Here is an 18715-nt window from a genome sequence, read left to right on the forward strand (position 1 = left end):
TGTTATTGTGTATTGAATATTTCGTTGAAAGAGAACACTTCGTCCAATCGAACGCCTTTCTCCGTGTGTTTTAAAGAGCAAAGCTGATTATGGGCATCGTGCTCAAAGAACAATAGCCAACCATTGTCGGCCGCAGCGTTTAAAAATGCTGCTTTTTCTTCAAGTGTCAACAATGGACGGGTGTCATAGCCCATTACGTAGGGTAACGGAATATGCCCGACGGTGGGCACCAAGTCTGCCACAAAAACAAGGGTCTTGCCCTTATAGTTGATGTGGGGGAGCATTTGCTTTTCGGTATGACCATCCACAAAGTGGATGCCAAACCCCAATTCCGATTTTTCCTGAAAGGATGAACTTGACTTCTCTAGAAATTTAAGCTGACCACTTTCTTCCATAGGAAGTAGGTTTTCCTTTAAAAAGGAAGCTTTCTCCCTTGCATTGGGTTCAGTGGCCCATTTCCAATGGGATTTGTTGGTCCAAAAAGAGGCATTTTTAAAAGCGGGCTCGTATCCTGTTCGATCCTTGTTCCATTGAATACTGCCACCACAGTGGTCAAAATGAAGATGGGTCATAAAGACATCGGTGATATCATCCCTATGAAACCCCAATTTTTTCAAGGAACCATCCAAGGAATGGTCTCCCCATAGGTAATAATAGCTGAAAAACTTTTCGGATTGTTTGTTGCCCAGACCCGTATCGATCAAGATGAGCTTGTCACCATCCTCGACCAAAAGGCAGCGTGCCCCAAGGTCTATCATATTGTTGTTATCGGCAGGATTGGTACGGTTCCAAATGGATTTTGGGACCACTCCGAACATGGCGCCGCCGTCCAATTTAAAATTACCGGTCTCTACAGGATATATCGTCATTCAGAAAACAAATGGCATGCAAAATAAGAAAAGCCCAATGCATAAAGTTAAAAAATACGGTTTTATTGGCCCTATTTTAACAAATTGGAAGAATTAAAGGGTTATCCGAATTAAATGCCAACAACAAAAAATTTATCCCATTTGCCATATGGGGTAAATTCTAAAAGAAAAGCAGTAAATTTCAAAAAAACTAAGACCCATGCTTGAACTTGCGGGAATCATTATTCTTGGCATCATTGCACAGTGGGTGGCCTGGAGGTTTAAACTTCCGGCCATTTTGCCCCTGATACTCATAGGATTGCTGGTAGGACCTGTATCCACCCTGTATACCGAAGACGGCTCAAAACTCATAGAACCCATATGGAATGGTGAAAAAGGATTGTTCCCCGGAGAAGGACTTTATTATTTTGTTTCCTTGGCGATCAGTGTGATTCTGTTTGAGGGAGGTCTTACCTTAAAACGGGCCGAAATATCCAATGTGGGTCCGGTAATCACCAAGTTGATTACCATAGGGACCGTGGTCACATTTTTTGGAGCTGGAGTGGCCACCCATTATATTTTTGGGCTTACATGGCAGATTTCATTCCTTTTTTCCGCATTGATCATTGTTACGGGCCCTACGGTTATTACCCCAATTCTTAGGAACATACCTTTAAAAAAGGACGTTTCGGCCGTATTGAAATGGGAAGGAATCTTAATCGACCCAATCGGGGCATTGGTCGCGGTTTTGGTGTTTGAGTTCATCAGTGTTGGTGAGGGATCTACCTTTACCCAAACCGCTTTGATTGAGTTTGGTAAGATTCTACTGTTCGGGACCACCTTTGGGTTTACGTTTGCCCATGCATTGGCCTTTGCCATAAAAAAGAACTTTATCCCCCATTATTTGTTGAATGTGGTTTCCCTGTCTACGGTGTTGCTCGTATATGTGGAGTCCGATCTTTTTGCCCATGAATCGGGGCTGTTGGCGGTGGTGGTCATGGGAATGGTCATGGGGAACATGAACCTGCCCAATCTTAAGGAGCTGTTATATTTTAAGGAATCGTTGAGTGTGCTGCTCATTTCCATACTTTTTATACTGTTGTCCGCCAATATCAACATTGCCGATATGGAACTGATCATGAACTGGAACACGGTCGCTCTTTTTGCCGTGGTGGTTTTTATCATACGGCCGTTGGGGGTTTTCCTGAGTGCTCAGGGGTCCAATTTAAAGCTCAACGAGAAACTCTTCATTGGCTGGGTGGGTCCAAGGGGTATCGTGGCCGCGGGTATTGCCTCCCTGTTTGGGTCTAAGTTGCTGGCCAAAGGAGAACCCGGCGCGGAATACATTACCCCATTGGTCTTTATGATTGTTTTGGGAACAGTATTGCTGAACGCTACCACGGCAAGGCTTTTTGCCAAATTGGTTGGGGTGTTCCTAAAAAAATCGGAAGGCATTTTAATTATAGGAGCTTCCAGATTATCCAGGATCATTGGAAACTATTTACGGAAGAACAACAGGCATGTGGTGCTGATAGACAACAACCAAACCAATGTGGACAAGGCCAAAAAACTGGGACTGGACGCCATTACCGCCAATATATTTTCGGACACCCTGACAGATAATATTGAGTTGAACGATATGGGATATCTTATGGCACTGACCGGAAACTCGGACATTAACAAGTTTGCCATAGACAAGTTCCAAAAGCAGTTTGGTGAAAACGGAGCCTTCCGCTTGGTGAATACCGAAGAGGTGAACAATCCGGATGTCAACCCCAAGGAAGGATTGTTTTCCCATACCGATGACTTCATCAAACTTATGGATACGGTGCGAAAGTATCCTGCCATTCATGAAATTGATTTGAAGGACAAAGCACATTACGACAGTTTGATAGACATTACCCAACAGGAGAATGACATCATTCCCGTATTTACCAAATCGCCCAACGGAAGCATAGAAATCATGCCCGCCAACAGTAAGGACTTTGAGCCCAAGGGCGACGGGTACAAACTGGTCTATTTGGGAAAACGCTTTTCCACAGAGAAAGAACCGTCCTAAAAACCCATATTAGGAAATAAATCCAGTCGAAATCCTCAATTTTTGCCCATCCGTCAATTCAAATGGGCCATCCGTCAATTCATATACCTATTCTAGGCTGACTATGGATACCTTCCTTGTTGATTGTTAACCAATTAAACAGGAACAAAATGAGAACGACACTATTTTCTGGTATTGTATTATGGGTTTTTGCATCTTGCTCTTTTGATGCAGAACGATTTATTGAAGAAAATTCAATTTTGGAAGAAGCTCCGGAAGTAAGCAAAAATATGGAGTGCTACTCCTGCATGGCCAAAGATGGTATTGAATTGGAAATTTGCGACCATCTGGACGGGACGTACACCCTATACCATGGCGATATTGAAAAATCCCTCACCGAGGAAGATTTGGAAGGACATTCCGCCAAGGATTTTGTGGGCATTGGATGCCAATTGGAAAACTTGGAATTATAGCACTGAAAGAGTAGACAATATCATCAACCTCTAATCATTCAACTTTAAAACGGCCATAAATGCTTGTTGTGGAATTTCCACATTTCCTACTTGGCGCATACGCTTTTTACCCTTTTTCTGTTTTTCCAAGAGTTTTCGTTTACGGGAAATATCCCCACCATAACACTTGGCGGTCACATCTTTTCGCAACGCCTTGATGGTTTCCCTAGAAATGATTTTGGAACCAATGGCAGCCTGTATGGGAATATCAAACTGCTGCCTTGGGATAAGTTCCTTCAGCTTTTCGCACATTTTCTTGCCAATGGTGTGGGCATTGTCAAAATGCACCAATGCGGACAAGGCATCAACGGGTTGTGCGTTCAATAGGATATCTACCCTCACCAGCTTGGATACCCGCATTCCAATAGGGGTATAATCAAAAGAAGCATACCCTTTTGAAACGGTTTTCAAGCGGTCGTAAAAGTCAAAAACGATTTCGGCCAAAGGCATATCAAAAATAAGCTCCACCCGTTCCGTGGTCAAATAGGTCTGGTTGACGATCTGCCCACGCTTTTCGATACAGAGTGACATGACGTTCCCCACAAAATCAGATTTGGTAATGATGGTGGCCTTAATGTAGGGTTCTTCCACACGGTCTACGGTGGAAGGATCAGGTAAATCTGATGGGTTGTTGACAATAACAGCAGTTTCCCTATCCTTGGTGGTAAAGGCATGGTAGCTAACGTTGGGCACCGTGGTGATCACGGTCATATCAAATTCGCGCTCCAGACGTTCCTGGATGATTTCCATATGCAGCATGCCCAAGAAGCCACATCGGAACCCAAAGCCCAGAGCCGCACTACTTTCGGGGGTAAAGACCAAGGAAGCATCATTGAGCTGCAGTTTCTCCATGGAGGAGCGCAGTTCTTCAAAATCTTCGGTGTCCACTGGATAGATTCCAGCAAAAACCATAGGTTTTACATCCTCAAAACCTTCAATGGCATTTTTGGTGGGGTTGGCGGCATCGGTAATGGTATCTCCCACTTTTACCTCACGGGCATCTTTGATACCGGTGATCAAATAGCCCACGTCCCCTGCGGATATTTTGTTTTTGGGCAACTGGCGTAATTTCAAGGTGCCAATTTCATCGGCATCATAGGATTTTCCAGTGGCTACGAACTTAATTTTCTGCCCCTTTTTAATTTCTCCATTGATGACCCGAAAGTAGGTCTCAACGCCTCGGAATGGATTATAGACCGAATCAAAGACCAAGGCCTGCAAAGGCTCATCTACGTTACCTTTTGGAGCTGGAATACGCTCAATAATGGCATTTAGGATTTCCTCGATACCTATTCCAGTTTTGGCACTGGCCGGAATCACTTCTTCGGGCTTACAGCCCAAAAGGTCTACAATATCATCGGTCACCTCTTCCGGGTTGGCACTGGGTAAATCCACTTTGTTGAGAACAGGAATGATTTCCAAATCGTTCTCCAAGGCCAAATACAGGTTGGAAATAGTCTGTGCTTGTATGCTCTGTGCGGCATCAACAACCAAAAGCGCTCCTTCACAGGCCGCAATGGAACGGGAAACCTCATAGGAAAAATCCACGTGCCCGGGAGTGTCTATCAAGTTAAGGACATAGGTTTCCCCATTGTGCACATACTCCATTTGTATGGCATGGCTTTTAATGGTAATGCCACGCTCGCGCTCCAAATCCATATTGTCCAGCAATTGGTCCTGTTTTTCGCGTTCGGTAACAGATCCCGTGAAGTCCAATAAACGGTCCGCCAAGGTACTCTTACCATGATCTATATGTGCAATGATGCAAAAATTCCTAATCTTCTCCATATCCATCGGTTGTCAATCCAAAAGCAGATTGATAGCAACTGCAAATATAGCTGTTTTAGCTACCTACAAATGCTTTTTTATGAATAAGAAAATGTGTGCTGCACATCGCTCTGAAATTATTTCTTAGATTTGAGGTTCAACCCCATCTGTAAATGAAGCACATCACCTCTATTTTGTTATTGGTGTTTTTGGTATCCAATGGACTCGTTGGGCAGACCTATCAGATTACGGGAAAGGTAGTGGATGAACAAAACCAGACCATACCCTTTGCCAACATCTTGCTGTTGCAGGCAACCGATACCACTTTTGTAAAGGGAACTTCGGCAGATGATAATGGGGCATTTGTACTTGAAGGGGTTGAACCGGACTTATATCTGCTACAGGCGAGCTATGTGGGAAGAGGTTCGGAGCCCAGGGCCTTGGACATTACCAAAGACATTTCCCTTGGCGCGTTGATCATACCTCTCGAGACCAATTCCCTTGACGAAGTGGTGGTTACAGCACAACGCCCAAAACTCCAAAGGTTGCCAGACAGACTGGTCTTTTCGGTTGAAAACACCGTCATTTCGCAAGGAACCTCATGGGATATCCTGAAAAGTACACCCGGGGTGATCGTTAATCAAGATGAGCTCTTGATCCGTGGACAAAATGCAACGGTTTATTTGAATGACAGAAAGGTACAATTGTCCGGTCAAGAGGTACAGGATTTGCTACAGGGCCTTTCCGGGATCAATATCAAATCAGTTGAGGTCATTGCCAACCCACCAGCACGTTACGATGCGGAAGGAGGTCCTATTTTGAACATTGTCACCAACAAAAACATTGTTCCCGGGTACAAGGGAAGCCTCAACGGTACGTATACCCAAGCGGTATTCCCAAAGTTTAGTTTGGGAACCAGTCACTACTATAAAACGGACAAACTCCATTTGTTTGCCAATTATAGCATCAATCCGCAGAAAGAAGTACGAAAAACGGACAAGGACATCCATTTCATGGACGGTACCAATACCGTTTTTTCGCAATGGGATACCAAGTACAATCAGACCAAAAAGACACAGTCGCACAATGCGAGCCTTATCTTGGATTACGATCTGGATGACCGTAACAGCTTGAACCTGACCTCTAACTTGGTGTTCAATCCCAACCAAGATCAACAGACCCGATTGACCAATGATATGCGGAATGGAACTGGCCAACTGGATTCCACATTCACAACGTACAACAATGCTATGCTGGACAACACCAACTTGGCCTTTGATCTGACCTATGTGCACAAGTTGAAGAAAGAAGGGGCCCGGCTGAGCGCCAACGGCCATTATACAAACTATAACGGAACATCCTTTCAAAATCTAGCGTCGGACTATTATGATGCCAGTGGCGGGTTTTTGCGCAGTTTTGGGTTTGATTCGGATTCGCGGCAAGATATAGAGATCTTTACCGGGCAGGTGGATTATTCCACCCCCATTGGCAATGCATCCTTGGAGACCGGGGCTAAAATCTCTTCCATTGCATCGGAAAGCCAAGTAGATTTTTTCAACTTTTTGGGCAGTAGCAATACGGTAAATGCCACCTTGTCCGACCGATATCTGTATGATGAAAATGTATATGCGGCCTATTTGAGTTTTGTGAAGAACTGGGAGAAATGGTCCATGAAACTTGGTTTACGCGGAGAGCTTACCGAAGCAGAGGGAAGGTCCCTGACCCTGAACCAGACCAACACCCAGGATTTTTTTGAGCCGTTTCCATCTTTGTATATATTGTATTCCCCTTCGGTGAACCATAGCTTTTCCTTTGATTACGGTAGAAATGTAAATCGGCCCAAATACAACGATTTGAATCCTTTCCGGTTTTTCTTCAATGAAAATGACTATGAAGAGGGTAACCCAAGGCTCACCCCGAACTTCAGCAACAATTTTAACCTCAACTATACGCTTAACAGCGAATATTTCTTCGACATCTATTACCGGGACAACGGAAGCAATATTGCCGACCTCGTATTTCAGGACAACGACAACCAGACATTGGTGGAATTAAAGCAAAATGTGTTGGAAAGTACCTCCTACGGATTGGACTTTACGCTGAGCAAGACCATTTTGCCCCCGTGGTTCATCTATGCCTACACCTCTTTTTTTCATGAAGAGGAGACTTTTTTGGCCGTGGAGAGCAACAATGTTGAATACACCAACGAAGTAGACGGCGTTTATGGCTATTTGGCCAACTACCTTACCCTTTCCAAGGATGGAACCTTCACGGGTGAGGTGACTTTCACCTATATCTCACAATTTTTGTTCGGGTCCTATATTTCCGATGAGCAGATGAACCTGACGTTGGGGCTTCGCAAGTCACTTTTCAACAACAGGGCCACCATTTCCATAGCGGCAGAGGATATTTTGGAGCAGTATGTGCCTACCTACCGATCTCAGTATCTAAATCAGGACAATTTCTACCGAAGAAGACCCGAAACCCAGTTCATCCGAGTGGGCTTTACCTATAATTTTGGGAACTTTAGGTTGGAGGACAACCAGCGTGGAATCGATAAAAAAGAGCGCGATAGGCTTCAAACCACGGAATAATGCCCTGATTTTCGGGTATTTTGTACTTTTGCAGTCCAAAAAAGATAGGATTTGCCAAAAATTGGAAACATAGAACTGCCTGATTTTCCGTTGCTTCTTGCCCCCATGGAAGATGTGAGCGACCCTCCATTCCGTGCTTTATGCAAGGAACAAGGGGCCGATGTGGTGTACACCGAGTTCATTTCATCGGAAGGTCTGATCAGGGATGCCGCCAAAAGTGTCATCAAACTGGACATTTATGAGAAGGAACGCCCAGTGGGCATCCAGATATTTGGTGCGGAGCTGGATTCCATGTTGCAAGCGGTGGACATTGTTGAAAAATCCAACCCGGACATCATTGACATTAATTTTGGTTGTCCCGTAAAGAAAGTGGTCTGCAAAAATGCAGGGGCCGGTATTCTGCGGGATATTCCCCTTATGGTAAAGCTTACCGAGGAAATCGTGAAACGCACGAAACTTCCGGTTACTGTAAAGACACGCTTGGGTTGGGACGCCAATTCCATAAAAATCGTTGAGGTTGCGGAGCGACTTCAGGATGTGGGTACCCAGGCCATATCAATCCATGGGCGTACCCGGGTACAGATGTACAAAGGCGAGGCCGATTGGAAACCCATTGCCGAGGTCAAGAACAACCCCAGAATGCATATCCCCGTTTTCGGAAATGGCGATGTGGACACGCCCGAAGCTGCGGTTAAAATGCGGGATGAATATGGACTGGACGGCGCCATGATCGGTCGTGCCAGCATTGGCTACCCATGGTTCTTCAAAGAAGTGAAGCACTATTTCAAGACGGGTACCCATCTACAACCCCCTACCATGGAAGAACGCGTGGAAGCTGCTCGAAGGCATCTTCAAATGTCCATTGATTGGAAGGGAGAAAAACTGGGAGTCTTTGAAACCCGGAGGCACTACACGAATTACTTTAAGGGTATTCCCCACTTCAAGGAATATCGGATGAAGATGGTCACCAGCGATGAATCTGCCGATGTGTTTGCCGCTTTTGATGAAGTTTTGGAGAAGTTTGGCGACTTTCAGTTTGCCTAGGCCGTAATCAGTTTCTTGGTAATCCGGCTACTTGCAATTTTTGAAGAGACAAACCCCAGAACCACGATCGTGGCCAGTACCAAGATCACATTCATGATGTTGTATTCCACGGGATAGGCCAAGGAAGGGGTGATTTTTAGCCAACTGAAGGCCAATTGCGAGGCAATCAGCAAGGAACCTATCAGCACCCCAATAAATCCACCCAAGGAAGTTACCAACAACCCTTGTACAAAGTATATTTTACGGAGCTCCTTGATGGTGGTTCCCAGACTGAAGAGGGTCTTGGAGTTTTGTTGCTTGTCCAAAATCATCATGATGATGGCCCCAACCACATTGAAAAGGGCAATGATCAATACCAAGGTAAAAATGAGGTAGGTGGCGAGGTTTTCGGTGTTGAGCATGCGGTGCAAGGTACCGTTCTGTTCTTGTCGGGTTAGGATTAGCACGGTATCGCCCATAACCGATTTAATGGAGTTCTTTACATCATCCACAGGAACACTGCCATCCAGCTTAAAATTGATTCCGGAGATTTCCGTACTGTCTTTTTCCAATAATTTTTGAACTAGGGGAAGTTGGGCAAACACGTATTTTTTGTCCAAATGTTCCTCAACGGCGTACACCCCACTGACCACCAAGGAAAGTTGATTGTAGGGTTTGGAGTTGAACCCCTGTTGCGAGAAAGAGCCCTTGCCCGGTTTAGGGGCCAATACAGTCATGGGATTTCGGTAATTGTCAATGGGCACCCCAAGCTGATTATAGATGCCAATCCCCATAACGGCACTATATTCCATATTGCCCCAAGTGCCAAAATAGAGGGTGCTGTCCACGCCGGTAACAGCCCTGTAACTGGCATCGATACCCTTGATGAAAGGAAAGAAACTCTTCTCCTTATACGTGAGATAGACCTTTTCCTCCAATTCTTTGGAATAATTGACAACCCCTGGGAGCTTTGCCAAATCATTTTCTTGATCAGGGGTAAGGGAAAAATGTTTCCCGATTGAAGCAGTTGCCTTAAGATCGGGATCAAATGTATTGGAAAAGGAAAGACTGAAGGTTTTGAGTCCCGCAAAGGCCGAAAGCACCACAAATAGGGCCGCAGAACCAATAACAATCACCAAAAATGTAATAAAATTGATGATGTTTACCGCATTTTGGCTGCTTTTAGATCGTAAGTAACGCTTTGCGATATAGACAGGAAAGTTCAAAATCAGGATTTCTTTCGTTTATCGAGCAAGTCCCGATTTTCAATGGGATTTTCTTCGCCTTTGAGCGATTTTTCAATGTTATCGATGTACTCCAAGGAATCATCAAGGTAAAAATTAAGTTCTGGGACCCTCCTCAATTGGTTTTTGGTCCGTTGGGCCAGTTCATAGCGTATGGCCACTTGATTGGCTTTGATACCTTTCAGGAGTTCTTGAGCATCCTTATTGGGAAAAATACTCACATATACTTTTGCGATGGACAGATCAGTGGTCACGGACACCTTGGAAACAGAGATCAAGGTTCCCTTTAAGCCACCATCAGTGGCTGCTCTCTGTAGGATATCGGCCAAGTCTTTTTGGATGATTCCCGCTATTTTCTTTTGCCTTTGTGTTTCCTCCATGGTGCAAAAATAAGCGAATTAATGACCAACTGTACGAAAGGATAGGATAACAGTGTGTATTTTTGGGGATAGGACTGTGTTTTTAATTAAAAAGAGGAACCTATGGACAAAATCGAGCATATTGGCATTGCCGTAAAAGACTTGGAAGCTTCCAATGCCTTGTTCGAGAAACTTTTGGGTGTTTCACACTACAAGATTGAGGAAGTGGCCTCTGAAGGCGTGAAGACCTCTTTTTTTAAATCAGGGCCAAACAAGGTTGAATTATTGGAAGCGACAAGGCCGGACAGCCCCATTGCCAAGTTTTTGGAAAAAAGAGGGGAAGGGGTACACCATATTGCCTTTGCCGTGGATGACATTCTTGCCGAAATAAAACGATTAAAGGGCGAAGGATTTATAATTTTAAACGAAACCCCAAAAAAAGGTGCTGATAACAAACTGGTTGCGTTTTTGCATCCAAAGGGCACCAATGGGGTATTGATAGAGCTGTGCCAAGAAATAAAAGAAGGGTAGGGGCGTTAAAACCTTGCAGTGAAGCAAAATAAACACTAATATTGCATCCGCAAAAATGCCGGTCCTATAGCTCAGTTGGTTAGAGCACCTGACTCATAATCAGGTGGTCCCTGGTTCGAGCCCAGGTGGGACCACATAAACCCTTTCAAGTCATTGATTTGGAAGGGTTTTTATTTTAAAGGTGTTGCTTAGAATCGCTTATGTGATCTTCAACCATGGTATTTACCAAATCAAATTTGGTATTTTTGGAACTTTAACGTCTCTATGAAATATACGATACTCTTATTTATATTGACCATAAGTTGTGGTTACAGTCAGGTTGGCAATACCTTTGAAGAAGGTGCAGAACTTCAGACGGGTACCATAAGCAATCCTTTTATTAGGGCAAGTACAAATTCCACAGGTGAGATCGAAGGGTCGGAATTCTTGAATGAAGAATGGGAACAGGCCACAGTCATTGACTTGAATATCAATAAAAAAGTACGACTCCTGGCGCGTTTCAATGCCTATACCAAGGAAATAGAGCTCCTCAAGGAAAAAAGCATCATAGCGCTAATTCCAGCCAAAGGGGTATCGGTAATGTTGGGGGGCAAGACTTTTGTTCCTGCCAAGTTGAAAAACTCCACCCATCCCATATTCGTGGAACAATTGGTTGCAGGACCCAATGGACTGTATAAACATTATGATGCCAAGATAGTACAAGCAGCTTCGGACGCTACCTTACTTAATCTTGAGAACAAGGATAAGATTGTTATTACGGAGAAACTCTATTATGGCGATCCGGATGGGATTCAAAAATTGCCTTCAAAGAAAAAATCAATGGAGAGCATTTTAGCTCCAGAGATTTTAAAAGCCGCAAAAAAGGAAAAGCTTTCCTTCAAAAAGGAAGCTGACTTAATCCGTATTTTTGGGATGCAATAGTCAACCATAATCTTTAACTTGTTAAAGATTATGGCTTTAAAGGCTATTTTGCTCAATAGGCATGCTTTTCAATATAGTCGTCCAATTTTGAATGTTCGGGACCGCGATAATGGAAAGCTTCGGCATATTCGCAATTAAACTGACTGCCCAATTCTTTGTCTGAAGGAGTTCCCCTCAATCGTTTGGAGTCAATATCCAGCACAAAATGCTTAATATAATTTCGATTGGCCGTTTCCGCATCATTTCCTAGAATATCCAGCTTCTTTCCCTCTTTGAGAAGGCGCTCCCTTAGTCTTGAACCATGTTCCCCCGCAGGGCCTTGTGTAATGTTCACCCTATTGGCGGCCACCTTGGTGTCTATATGGTCGGAAATATCCACAATCCGATTTACAAGTTGGGGACCGCGGGCAAAATAGTAGAGTTCCTTGACCAAATGCGGTTGGATTCCCGCGTCCAAGTGCTCAGGGTAATCCCTTCCTCCTCCAGCCATCCATCTGGCGGCCTCAACAGCCCTGGCTGTAACATAATGGTCCGGGTTTTCTTCATAATGGCCCCAAGGGTCATAGGTGATGATGGTATCAATTTTCAGCATTCTGATCAAAAAGACTAATCGTGCCCTAAGCTCAACGGGGCTAATGTTGTCCATTCTGTGATTTCGATAATGAAGATCATACGTCTTTTTCAGGCCCAAAGCCTTGGCAACGGCTTCATTATCGCGCTCATTGTTGCCGATAAGCTCGCCAAAAGTATCCCCTCTTCCCGCATGGTCATCATTTGTGGTTCGGATAAGATAGCCCGTATAACCTTCATTGATGAGTTTTGCGACGGTGCCTCCGGCAAAGATGGGGACATCATCGGAATGGGGTTGGATTGCGGCCAATACTTTGCCCTCATGGGGGCGTCCTTTTTGGGACTTTTCAACGACCATGGTCTCGTCGTCCACAAAAGTCCTACCGCCTAGGCCCACATGAAGAAAGGGCAAGGCCATACTACTGTTAAGAAAAGATCTTCGTTTCATAATTTTGGTTTGGTTATTACCTAAAAATAAGGAAATAACCAGCTCAGGTCAATACACGCCTCATGCAATTTGTAACGCTATTGGGCATTTTTGTGGATTGTTGGAAACCAAGAAATTATTACAAACCTTTTCTAAGTCGTGGGCTTTTAAACCTATGGCAGGACGCTTGAATTCCAAGGAATGATTTCCTTTTTATGTAAAGCATCCAATCCCATTTGGACGCATATGGCTGCCTTGGCCCCACTAATTACATTGGATTTTGGCATCGTATTGTCCACAATGCTTGTTCTAAAGTCGAGCAACGCCTGTTTGCTGGGATCCAAATGTTCCACTTCAATGGGAATGCCCTTGCTTTGATCCCATTTGATAGTGGCCCCGGAAACCCCATCAACCTCACCAACTTCTCTGTATTCCTCCTTTTTTTCGGGATAAAACCAAGCTTTGGTGTAATCAATGGTGATGGTGCCCTTGTCTCCCATTACTTTGATGAGATAATCGTCCTTGGAGTTGCTGGTGAGACACGTATACGTGGCCCGGACTCCATTGGGGTAGGTATAGATCATATGGACGTTGTCATAGATGTCCCGACCGTCCTTCCAATAGTCTATGCCTCCATCTCCCATAACCTTAATGGGTTCGGCCTCGAGCAACCAGTTGGCAAAATCGAGCTGATGGGAAGACAATTCGGCCAATAACCCTCCGGAAAACTCTTGGTACATGCGCCAATTTATGGCTCTTTCGTACTCAGGGCTTGGCACGGGTCTTCGCCAATTACCATTTCGGTTCCATTGGCACTCAATGGCGGCGATTTTTCCTATTTTCCCGTTTTTTATCAAATCCACCACATGGGTATACAACCGGGAACTGTGGTATTGGTGACCGGTCTGGAAAACTGTTTTTGATTCCGATGCTTTTTTGACCACGTTTTGTATGGCGGTATATCCTTTTACCATGGTTTTTTCGCAATACACGTGTTTTCCGGCATCAAGTGCATCAATGGCAATATGGGCATGTTCACTCAAAGGAGTGGCGATTAAGACGGCATCAATAGCGGGATTGTCCAAAAGGGCCCTGTAATCGGAATATGGCTTTGCTTTGCCTTCAACTTTGGCCAATCCCTTTTCCAGTCTAAAGGGCAACACATCGCAACATGCCGCCACTTCAAGACCTTGAATACTGTTGATATGGGGAATAAGACCTCCGCCCCTAGAGCCCGTTCCAATAACACCGATGCGCACCACATCTTTTTTTAGGGGATATAGTGGCGTGGCACCAACCGCTGAAATTCCAGCTACGGCCACTCCAGTTTTCGTAACAAAATCTCTTCGTTTCATAGATTACAATTTAGGTTCCCATCCTTTTGCGTATTCCCGCTTCCAGCTTTTCTGCATAATGGCATTGTCATTGAGCACTTTTCCGGTTTTGGTGTCGACTTCCAAAGTATGTCCCGCATCTTGCGCCATATTGCCTAAATGGCAAAGCATCGTGGAAACGCTGGCATCATTGATATCAGAGTTCAAGGACTCATCTTTTCTGATGGCATTGAAAAAATTGGCCACATGATCCACATCCAAGCCCCCAATCCCCTGGGTATTGGTGGTGGCACTTTGTGAACGCTCGTACTCAAGTTTTATGGGATTTCCCGCCAAATCGAACAACTTATAGAAATTTCTGTCGAGTTGGATGGTTCCTTTGCTTCCATAAATGGTGGCGCCCCTCCCCGGACGTTCCGGTTTCATAATGCCTCGACTGTGTCCTGTCCAAGTGATAAACTTATCCCCAGGAAAGGTATAGGTCACTTGTTGATTATCGACAAACTCCCAATCGTCATCATAGGTATATTTTCCACCAAAAGAGGTTACGGTCGAAGGTAGATCCACTCCCAAAGCCCATCGGCAAATATCAATTTCATGGGTGCCATTGTTGTGGATTTCACCCGTTCCCCAAGTCCTGAACCAATGCCAATTGTATGGATGTACATTGTCCCGATAGTCTTCTTTTGGGGCTGGCCCCTGCCAAAGTCCCCAATCCAATGTATTGGGAACGCTTATTTTGTTTCCTTTTCCAATGGAACCCCTATTGTTGGAATAATAGGCTTCTCCCTTGTAGACCTCTCCAATGACCCCATTGCGGATATCGGTAATTGCTGATGCCGAGGTTTTGGCAGAGCGCTGCTGGTTACCCATCTGTACTTTCTTCCCGTACTTGTTCTGGGCGGCTACCAAAAGGTCGTTTTCGTAAGGATTGTGGCTACAGGGTTTTTCCACATATACGTGCTTTCCGGCCTGTAGGGCCATAATGGCCATAGGGGCATGCCAGTGTTCCGGCGTGGCAATGAACACGGCATCCACATCCTTATCCTCCAATATTTTTCTGAAATCCTTTTCCACTTTGGGGATATAGCCAATATTCTTCTGGCACCACGCATTGTGCTCCTCGATAATAGTGTCGTCCACATCGCAATTGTACAGAATCCTCGCATTGGCATCTTGGTGGATGGCAATGACATGGGCCTTGGCCCGACTACGTACCCCGATGACGGCAACTCCCAAGCGGTCATTCGCGCCTAGAATACTGGAAAACCCCATGTTGGGCATCAAAACTCCTGCAAAGGCCAAACCTGTTGTACCTGCTGTTGTTTTTTTGATAAAATTTCTTCTCGTTCCCATACTGTTATGTTTAGAGTTGTTTGATTTTTATGTTTCTGAACGAGACCCGATCTCCATGGTCCTGCAATAAAATATTTCCTTTGTCCGCTTCCCCAAATTGAGGCCAAGTAACATATTTGCTTTCCGAGACCAATTTTCTATAGGCATCGCTTTTGCGCTCATACTCCAAAACCTTCATTCCGTTGAGCCAATGCTCCACATGGTTGTTATTGGATTTGATATGCGCCGTGTTCCACTCCCCAATGGGTTTTACATATTTGTTGGGGTCGGCTTGGATCAGATCATATAGTGAGGCCAAGGTTCTGCTGCCTTCGTGGTTTCCAAGTTTGGCATCGGGATGGCGGGCATCGTCCAAAATTTGGAATTCCAATCCAATGGAGGAGCCTTCACCCTTGTTCAAATCCGTGTTCACATAATACTTGATACCGCTATTGGCCCCTTCGGTTATCTTGAATTCCAGTTTTAGCTCAAAATTGTCGTACTGTTTGTCCGTGACGATGTCCCCACCGGCTTCGGATTCACCACCTCCTGTGGAAAGCACGGTCAACTCCCCATTTTCAATGATCCATCCCTTCTCGGGAAAATGGTCCAATTTTGCCCCACGCCAACCATTTGTGGTTTCTCCGTCCCAAAGCATTTCCCAATTGCTCTTCTTGTCCTCGGCAATAAGTTGATTTTTGGTAGTGATGGGCGGTATGGGCGATTCCGTTGCGTATTTTTCAGGGTTTTCGGTTACAATTCGGATGTTTTTCCATTGAATCTCCGTGCCTGCTTTTTGGTTTTCCCCAATACTGTGCACCTGAAGGGCAATAAAGCCTGTAGCGGTGGCATCATCAACAAGATGGGCTGCAGGAACCCCATTGATCCATGTTTTTATGGTATCACCTATGGCTTCAATACGATAGTGGTTCCATTCATTCTGTTTGAAAGCTTTCTGTGCAGCCTCGTTTTCCGTAAGGGGGTTTAACCATCCTCTTCGGCCTTCATCATAGATTCCTGCGCTCCAAGCTCGGTCCGAAGGATCAATCTCAATTTGATAGCCATGGACCCGTCCGTTCTGATACTCTGGAATGCTGTTACTGCGTATCTGGATGCCAGAGTTCATGGTAGAATCCACCAAATAGTCCAACTCCAAGATAAAGTCACCATATAAGGCATCCGTGGTGAGGAAGGTGTTTGGTGTGTTGTGTTTGGTCGTGCCCACAACGGCACCATTTTCCACCGAATACTCGGCAGTTCCTCCCTTTATGGTCCACCCTTCGAGGTTTTCTCCATCAAACAGGGGTACCCAAGGGGTATCATCCTTGGGTTTTTGGTCGCAACTGGCTATTAAAGCCAAGGTCAGCAGTACGGTTATCCTACTCAGGATTTTTTGGGTATTCTTCACTTTTCTAGAGTTTAAATGATTCATTTTCTTCTTTTTTATACATCGAATAGGCTAGGTAACCACAAGGTCAGTTGAGAGACATAGGTAATCAACAACAATGCGGCGATCATGGCCAAAAACAAGGGTAAAAGGGGCTTTATGACTTTTTGTATCGAGGTTTTGGCCACACCTACGCCCACAAAGAGGACGGAACCTACGGGCGGAGTGCACAGACCAATACATAGATTGAATATCATGATGATACCAAAATGAATAGGGTCAATACCCAATTTGGTGACAACTGGTAAAAAGATAGGGGTAAAAATGAGGACCGACGGGGTAATGTCCATAAAGATGCCCACAAACAATAAAATGGCATTGATGATCAGCAGGACCACCACCACATTATCACTGATTCCCAATAGCACATCGCTGGTGGCCTGTGGGATATTTTCATAGGAAATGGCCCATGACATGCCAATGGAAGCCGCTATCAACAACAACACCATAGCCGTGGTCACGGAAGAATCCAATAAAATATTGGGTAGGTTTTTAAAGGAGATTTCCTTGTAAACAAACCCTAGAATCAAAGAGTAGAGCACCGCAATGGCCGACGCTTCCGTAGCGGTGAATATGCCTGCCACGATACCCCCGATAACGATGACCAATAACAAGAGACTTGGGAAAGCGTCCACAAAGGTCTTTACGATTGCCAGAATACCAGAATCGCCTTTTTTGGCGTGTCCGGTATATCCTTTCTTTTTGGCCCATATCATGGCCACGATCATCAAAAACACTCCTGCAAGAATTCCGGGTATGTAGCCTGCCAAAAACAGGGCAGCAATGGAAACGCCCCCACTGGCTAGGGAATACACAATCAGGATATTACTGGGGGGGATGATCAGGCCCGTAGTGGCCGAAGTGATGTTCACTGCGGCACCAAATTCCTTGGAGTAGCCCTCTTTTTCCATCTCGGGACCCAAAATACTGCCCATGGCAGAGGCTGATGCCATGGCCGAACCTGCTATGGCTCCCATAAGCATGGCGGCCGTTATATTGATCAAGGCAAGTCCGCCAGGAAGCGCACCCACCAAGGTCTTGGCAAAAGCGATCAAACGATGGGCCATGCCCCCTTTGTTCATCAAGTTTCCGGCAAGGATAAAGAAAGGAATGGCCAAAAGGGCAAAACTATCCAAGCCCACGCCCATGCGTTGGGCCAAGGTGGTGGTTGCCGGTAAAAAGGGAATACTGACCAACATGGTCAATAAAGCGGAAATGGAAATACTCCAAGCCACAGGAACGCCTATGGCCAAAAGACCAATAAAGCTAATCAGCAACACCAAGACGGGGAAATATTCCATTATTCGCTTTGATTTAAAATGTCCGTAATTTTATAGTAGACGATGAGTAGTCCGCTTATGGGGATGACCAAATACACATAGGCCAATGGTATTTGAAGGGCGGGCGATAACTGTTCCAACACAAAAGTGATGTACACCAAACGGATGCCTCCAATGACCATAACCGATAACGCAAACAGGATTACTGCAATTTTAACTGCGGCCGATAGTCTTTTTTGGGTGGTTTTGTTGAACTTTTGGGGCAGTACATCAATGGCGACATGCATATCTTTCCCAGCCACATAGGCCGCTCCCAATATTCCGGCCCAGATCATGAGGTATCGGGCCAATTCATCCGTAAACGAGCTTGGGGTTCCCATCACAAAACGGGTAAAAACTTGCCAAAGCACATTGAGGACCATGGCAGACATGATGATGACCAATGCACCACCCAATACGTTATCTATGGTTTTTTTGGCGCCCAT

Annotated in this window: 16 protein-coding genes and 1 tRNA gene; 7 read left to right on the top strand and 10 right to left on the bottom strand. The window is 45.1% G+C overall.

Annotated features, from left to right (window positions below; translation table 11 throughout):
• Positions 1-2: 2 nt before the first annotated feature.
• A complete protein-coding gene (locus tag ACPD8L_RS11030; protein WP_423943387.1) occupies positions 3-869 on the bottom strand; it encodes an MBL fold metallo-hydrolase in 867 nt (288 codons plus the stop codon).
• Positions 870-1068: 199 nt separating this feature from the next.
• Between ACPD8L_RS11030 and ACPD8L_RS11035 the strand changes: the two genes are divergently transcribed.
• Positions 1069-2907 carry a cation:proton antiporter gene (locus tag ACPD8L_RS11035; protein ID WP_116216637.1) on the top strand — a complete coding sequence of 613 codons (1839 nt, stop codon included), beginning with the start codon at positions 1069-1071 and terminating at the stop codon, positions 2905-2907.
• Positions 2908-3056: 149 nt separating this feature from the next.
• Entirely contained in the window at positions 3057-3359 is a 303-nt protein-coding gene (locus ACPD8L_RS11040; protein ID WP_423943388.1) for a hypothetical protein, read from the top strand.
• A gap of 30 nt (positions 3360-3389) precedes the next feature.
• Here the strand turns inward: ACPD8L_RS11040 and lepA are convergent, their stop codons facing one another.
• Positions 3390-5186, bottom strand: coding sequence for a translation elongation factor 4 (lepA, locus tag ACPD8L_RS11045; RefSeq protein ID WP_423943389.1), 1797 nt, complete (start codon positions 5184-5186; stop codon positions 3390-3392).
• A gap of 152 nt (positions 5187-5338) precedes the next feature.
• Between lepA and ACPD8L_RS11050 the strand changes: the two genes are divergently transcribed.
• Together ACPD8L_RS11050 and dusB are read left to right on the top strand one after the other, a co-directional pair.
• The gene (locus ACPD8L_RS11050) at positions 5339-7759 is read left to right on the top strand and encodes an outer membrane beta-barrel protein (RefSeq protein ID WP_423943390.1); all 2421 of its coding nucleotides are present in this window, start codon (positions 5339-5341) and stop codon (positions 7757-7759) included.
• Between the two features lie 51 nt (positions 7760-7810).
• The gene (dusB, locus tag ACPD8L_RS11055) at positions 7811-8803 is read left to right on the top strand and encodes a tRNA dihydrouridine synthase DusB (RefSeq protein WP_421810386.1); all 993 of its coding nucleotides are present in this window, start codon (positions 7811-7813) and stop codon (positions 8801-8803) included.
• Here dusB and ACPD8L_RS11060 read toward each other — a convergent pair.
• Entirely contained in the window at positions 8800-10008 is a 1209-nt protein-coding gene (locus tag ACPD8L_RS11060) for an ABC transporter permease (protein ID WP_423943392.1), read from the bottom strand. The two genes, dusB and ACPD8L_RS11060, sit on opposite strands and share 4 nt — an antisense overlap.
• A 2-nt stretch (positions 10009-10010) precedes the next feature.
• Positions 10011-10406, bottom strand: a complete 396-nt coding sequence (gene rbfA / locus ACPD8L_RS11065; protein ID WP_116216632.1) for a 30S ribosome-binding factor RbfA — start codon at positions 10404-10406, stop codon at positions 10011-10013.
• A 102-nt stretch (positions 10407-10508) separates the two neighbouring features.
• On the opposite strand from rbfA, the gene mce reads away from it, so the two are divergent.
• From mce to ACPD8L_RS11080, 3 genes are all read left to right on the top strand, one after another.
• Positions 10509-10916 carry a methylmalonyl-CoA epimerase gene (mce, locus tag ACPD8L_RS11070; protein ID WP_116216631.1) on the top strand — a complete coding sequence of 136 codons (408 nt, stop codon included), beginning with the start codon at positions 10509-10511 and terminating at the stop codon, positions 10914-10916.
• A gap of 60 nt (positions 10917-10976) precedes the next feature.
• A tRNA-Ile gene (locus ACPD8L_RS11075) sits at positions 10977-11050 on the top strand.
• 130 nt (positions 11051-11180) lie between these two features.
• Entirely contained in the window at positions 11181-11837 is a 657-nt protein-coding gene (locus ACPD8L_RS11080) for a hypothetical protein (RefSeq protein ID WP_423943394.1), read from the top strand.
• A 52-nt stretch (positions 11838-11889) separates the two neighbouring features.
• Here ACPD8L_RS11080 and ACPD8L_RS11085 read toward each other — a convergent pair whose 3' ends face one another.
• The 6 genes from ACPD8L_RS11085 to ACPD8L_RS11110 all read right to left on the bottom strand — a co-directional run bounded on the left by ACPD8L_RS11085 (position 11890) and on the right by ACPD8L_RS11110 (position 18715).
• On the bottom strand, positions 11890-12855 hold the full coding sequence (locus tag ACPD8L_RS11085) for a PIG-L deacetylase family protein (RefSeq protein ID WP_116216609.1): 966 nt from the start codon (positions 12853-12855) through the stop codon (positions 11890-11892).
• A gap of 152 nt (positions 12856-13007) precedes the next feature.
• Positions 13008-14189: a Gfo/Idh/MocA family protein gene (locus ACPD8L_RS11090; protein ID WP_116216608.1), complete on the bottom strand. Its 1182-nt coding sequence runs from the start codon at positions 14187-14189 to the stop codon at positions 13008-13010.
• Between the two features lie 3 nt (positions 14190-14192).
• Entirely contained in the window at positions 14193-15524 is a 1332-nt protein-coding gene (locus tag ACPD8L_RS11095; protein ID WP_293303799.1) for a Gfo/Idh/MocA family protein, read from the bottom strand.
• Between the two features lie 10 nt (positions 15525-15534).
• Complete coding sequence (locus tag ACPD8L_RS11100; protein ID WP_423943397.1) at positions 15535-16935, bottom strand: 3-keto-disaccharide hydrolase; 1401 nt, start codon at positions 16933-16935, stop codon at positions 15535-15537.
• Positions 16936-16946: 11 nt separating this feature from the next.
• Positions 16947-18251 carry a TRAP transporter large permease gene (locus ACPD8L_RS11105; RefSeq protein ID WP_423943399.1) on the bottom strand — a complete coding sequence of 435 codons (1305 nt, stop codon included), beginning with the start codon at positions 18249-18251 and terminating at the stop codon, positions 16947-16949.
• Positions 18251-18715 (bottom strand): TRAP transporter small permease, encoded by a 465-nt coding sequence (locus tag ACPD8L_RS11110; RefSeq protein WP_293303803.1) that lies wholly within the window; start codon positions 18713-18715, stop codon positions 18251-18253. The genes ACPD8L_RS11105 and ACPD8L_RS11110 overlap by 1 nt, the downstream gene beginning before the upstream one ends.

This window comes from Flagellimonas algicida, assembly GCF_049629585.1.
Lineage (GTDB): Bacteria > Bacteroidota > Bacteroidia > Flavobacteriales > Flavobacteriaceae > Flagellimonas.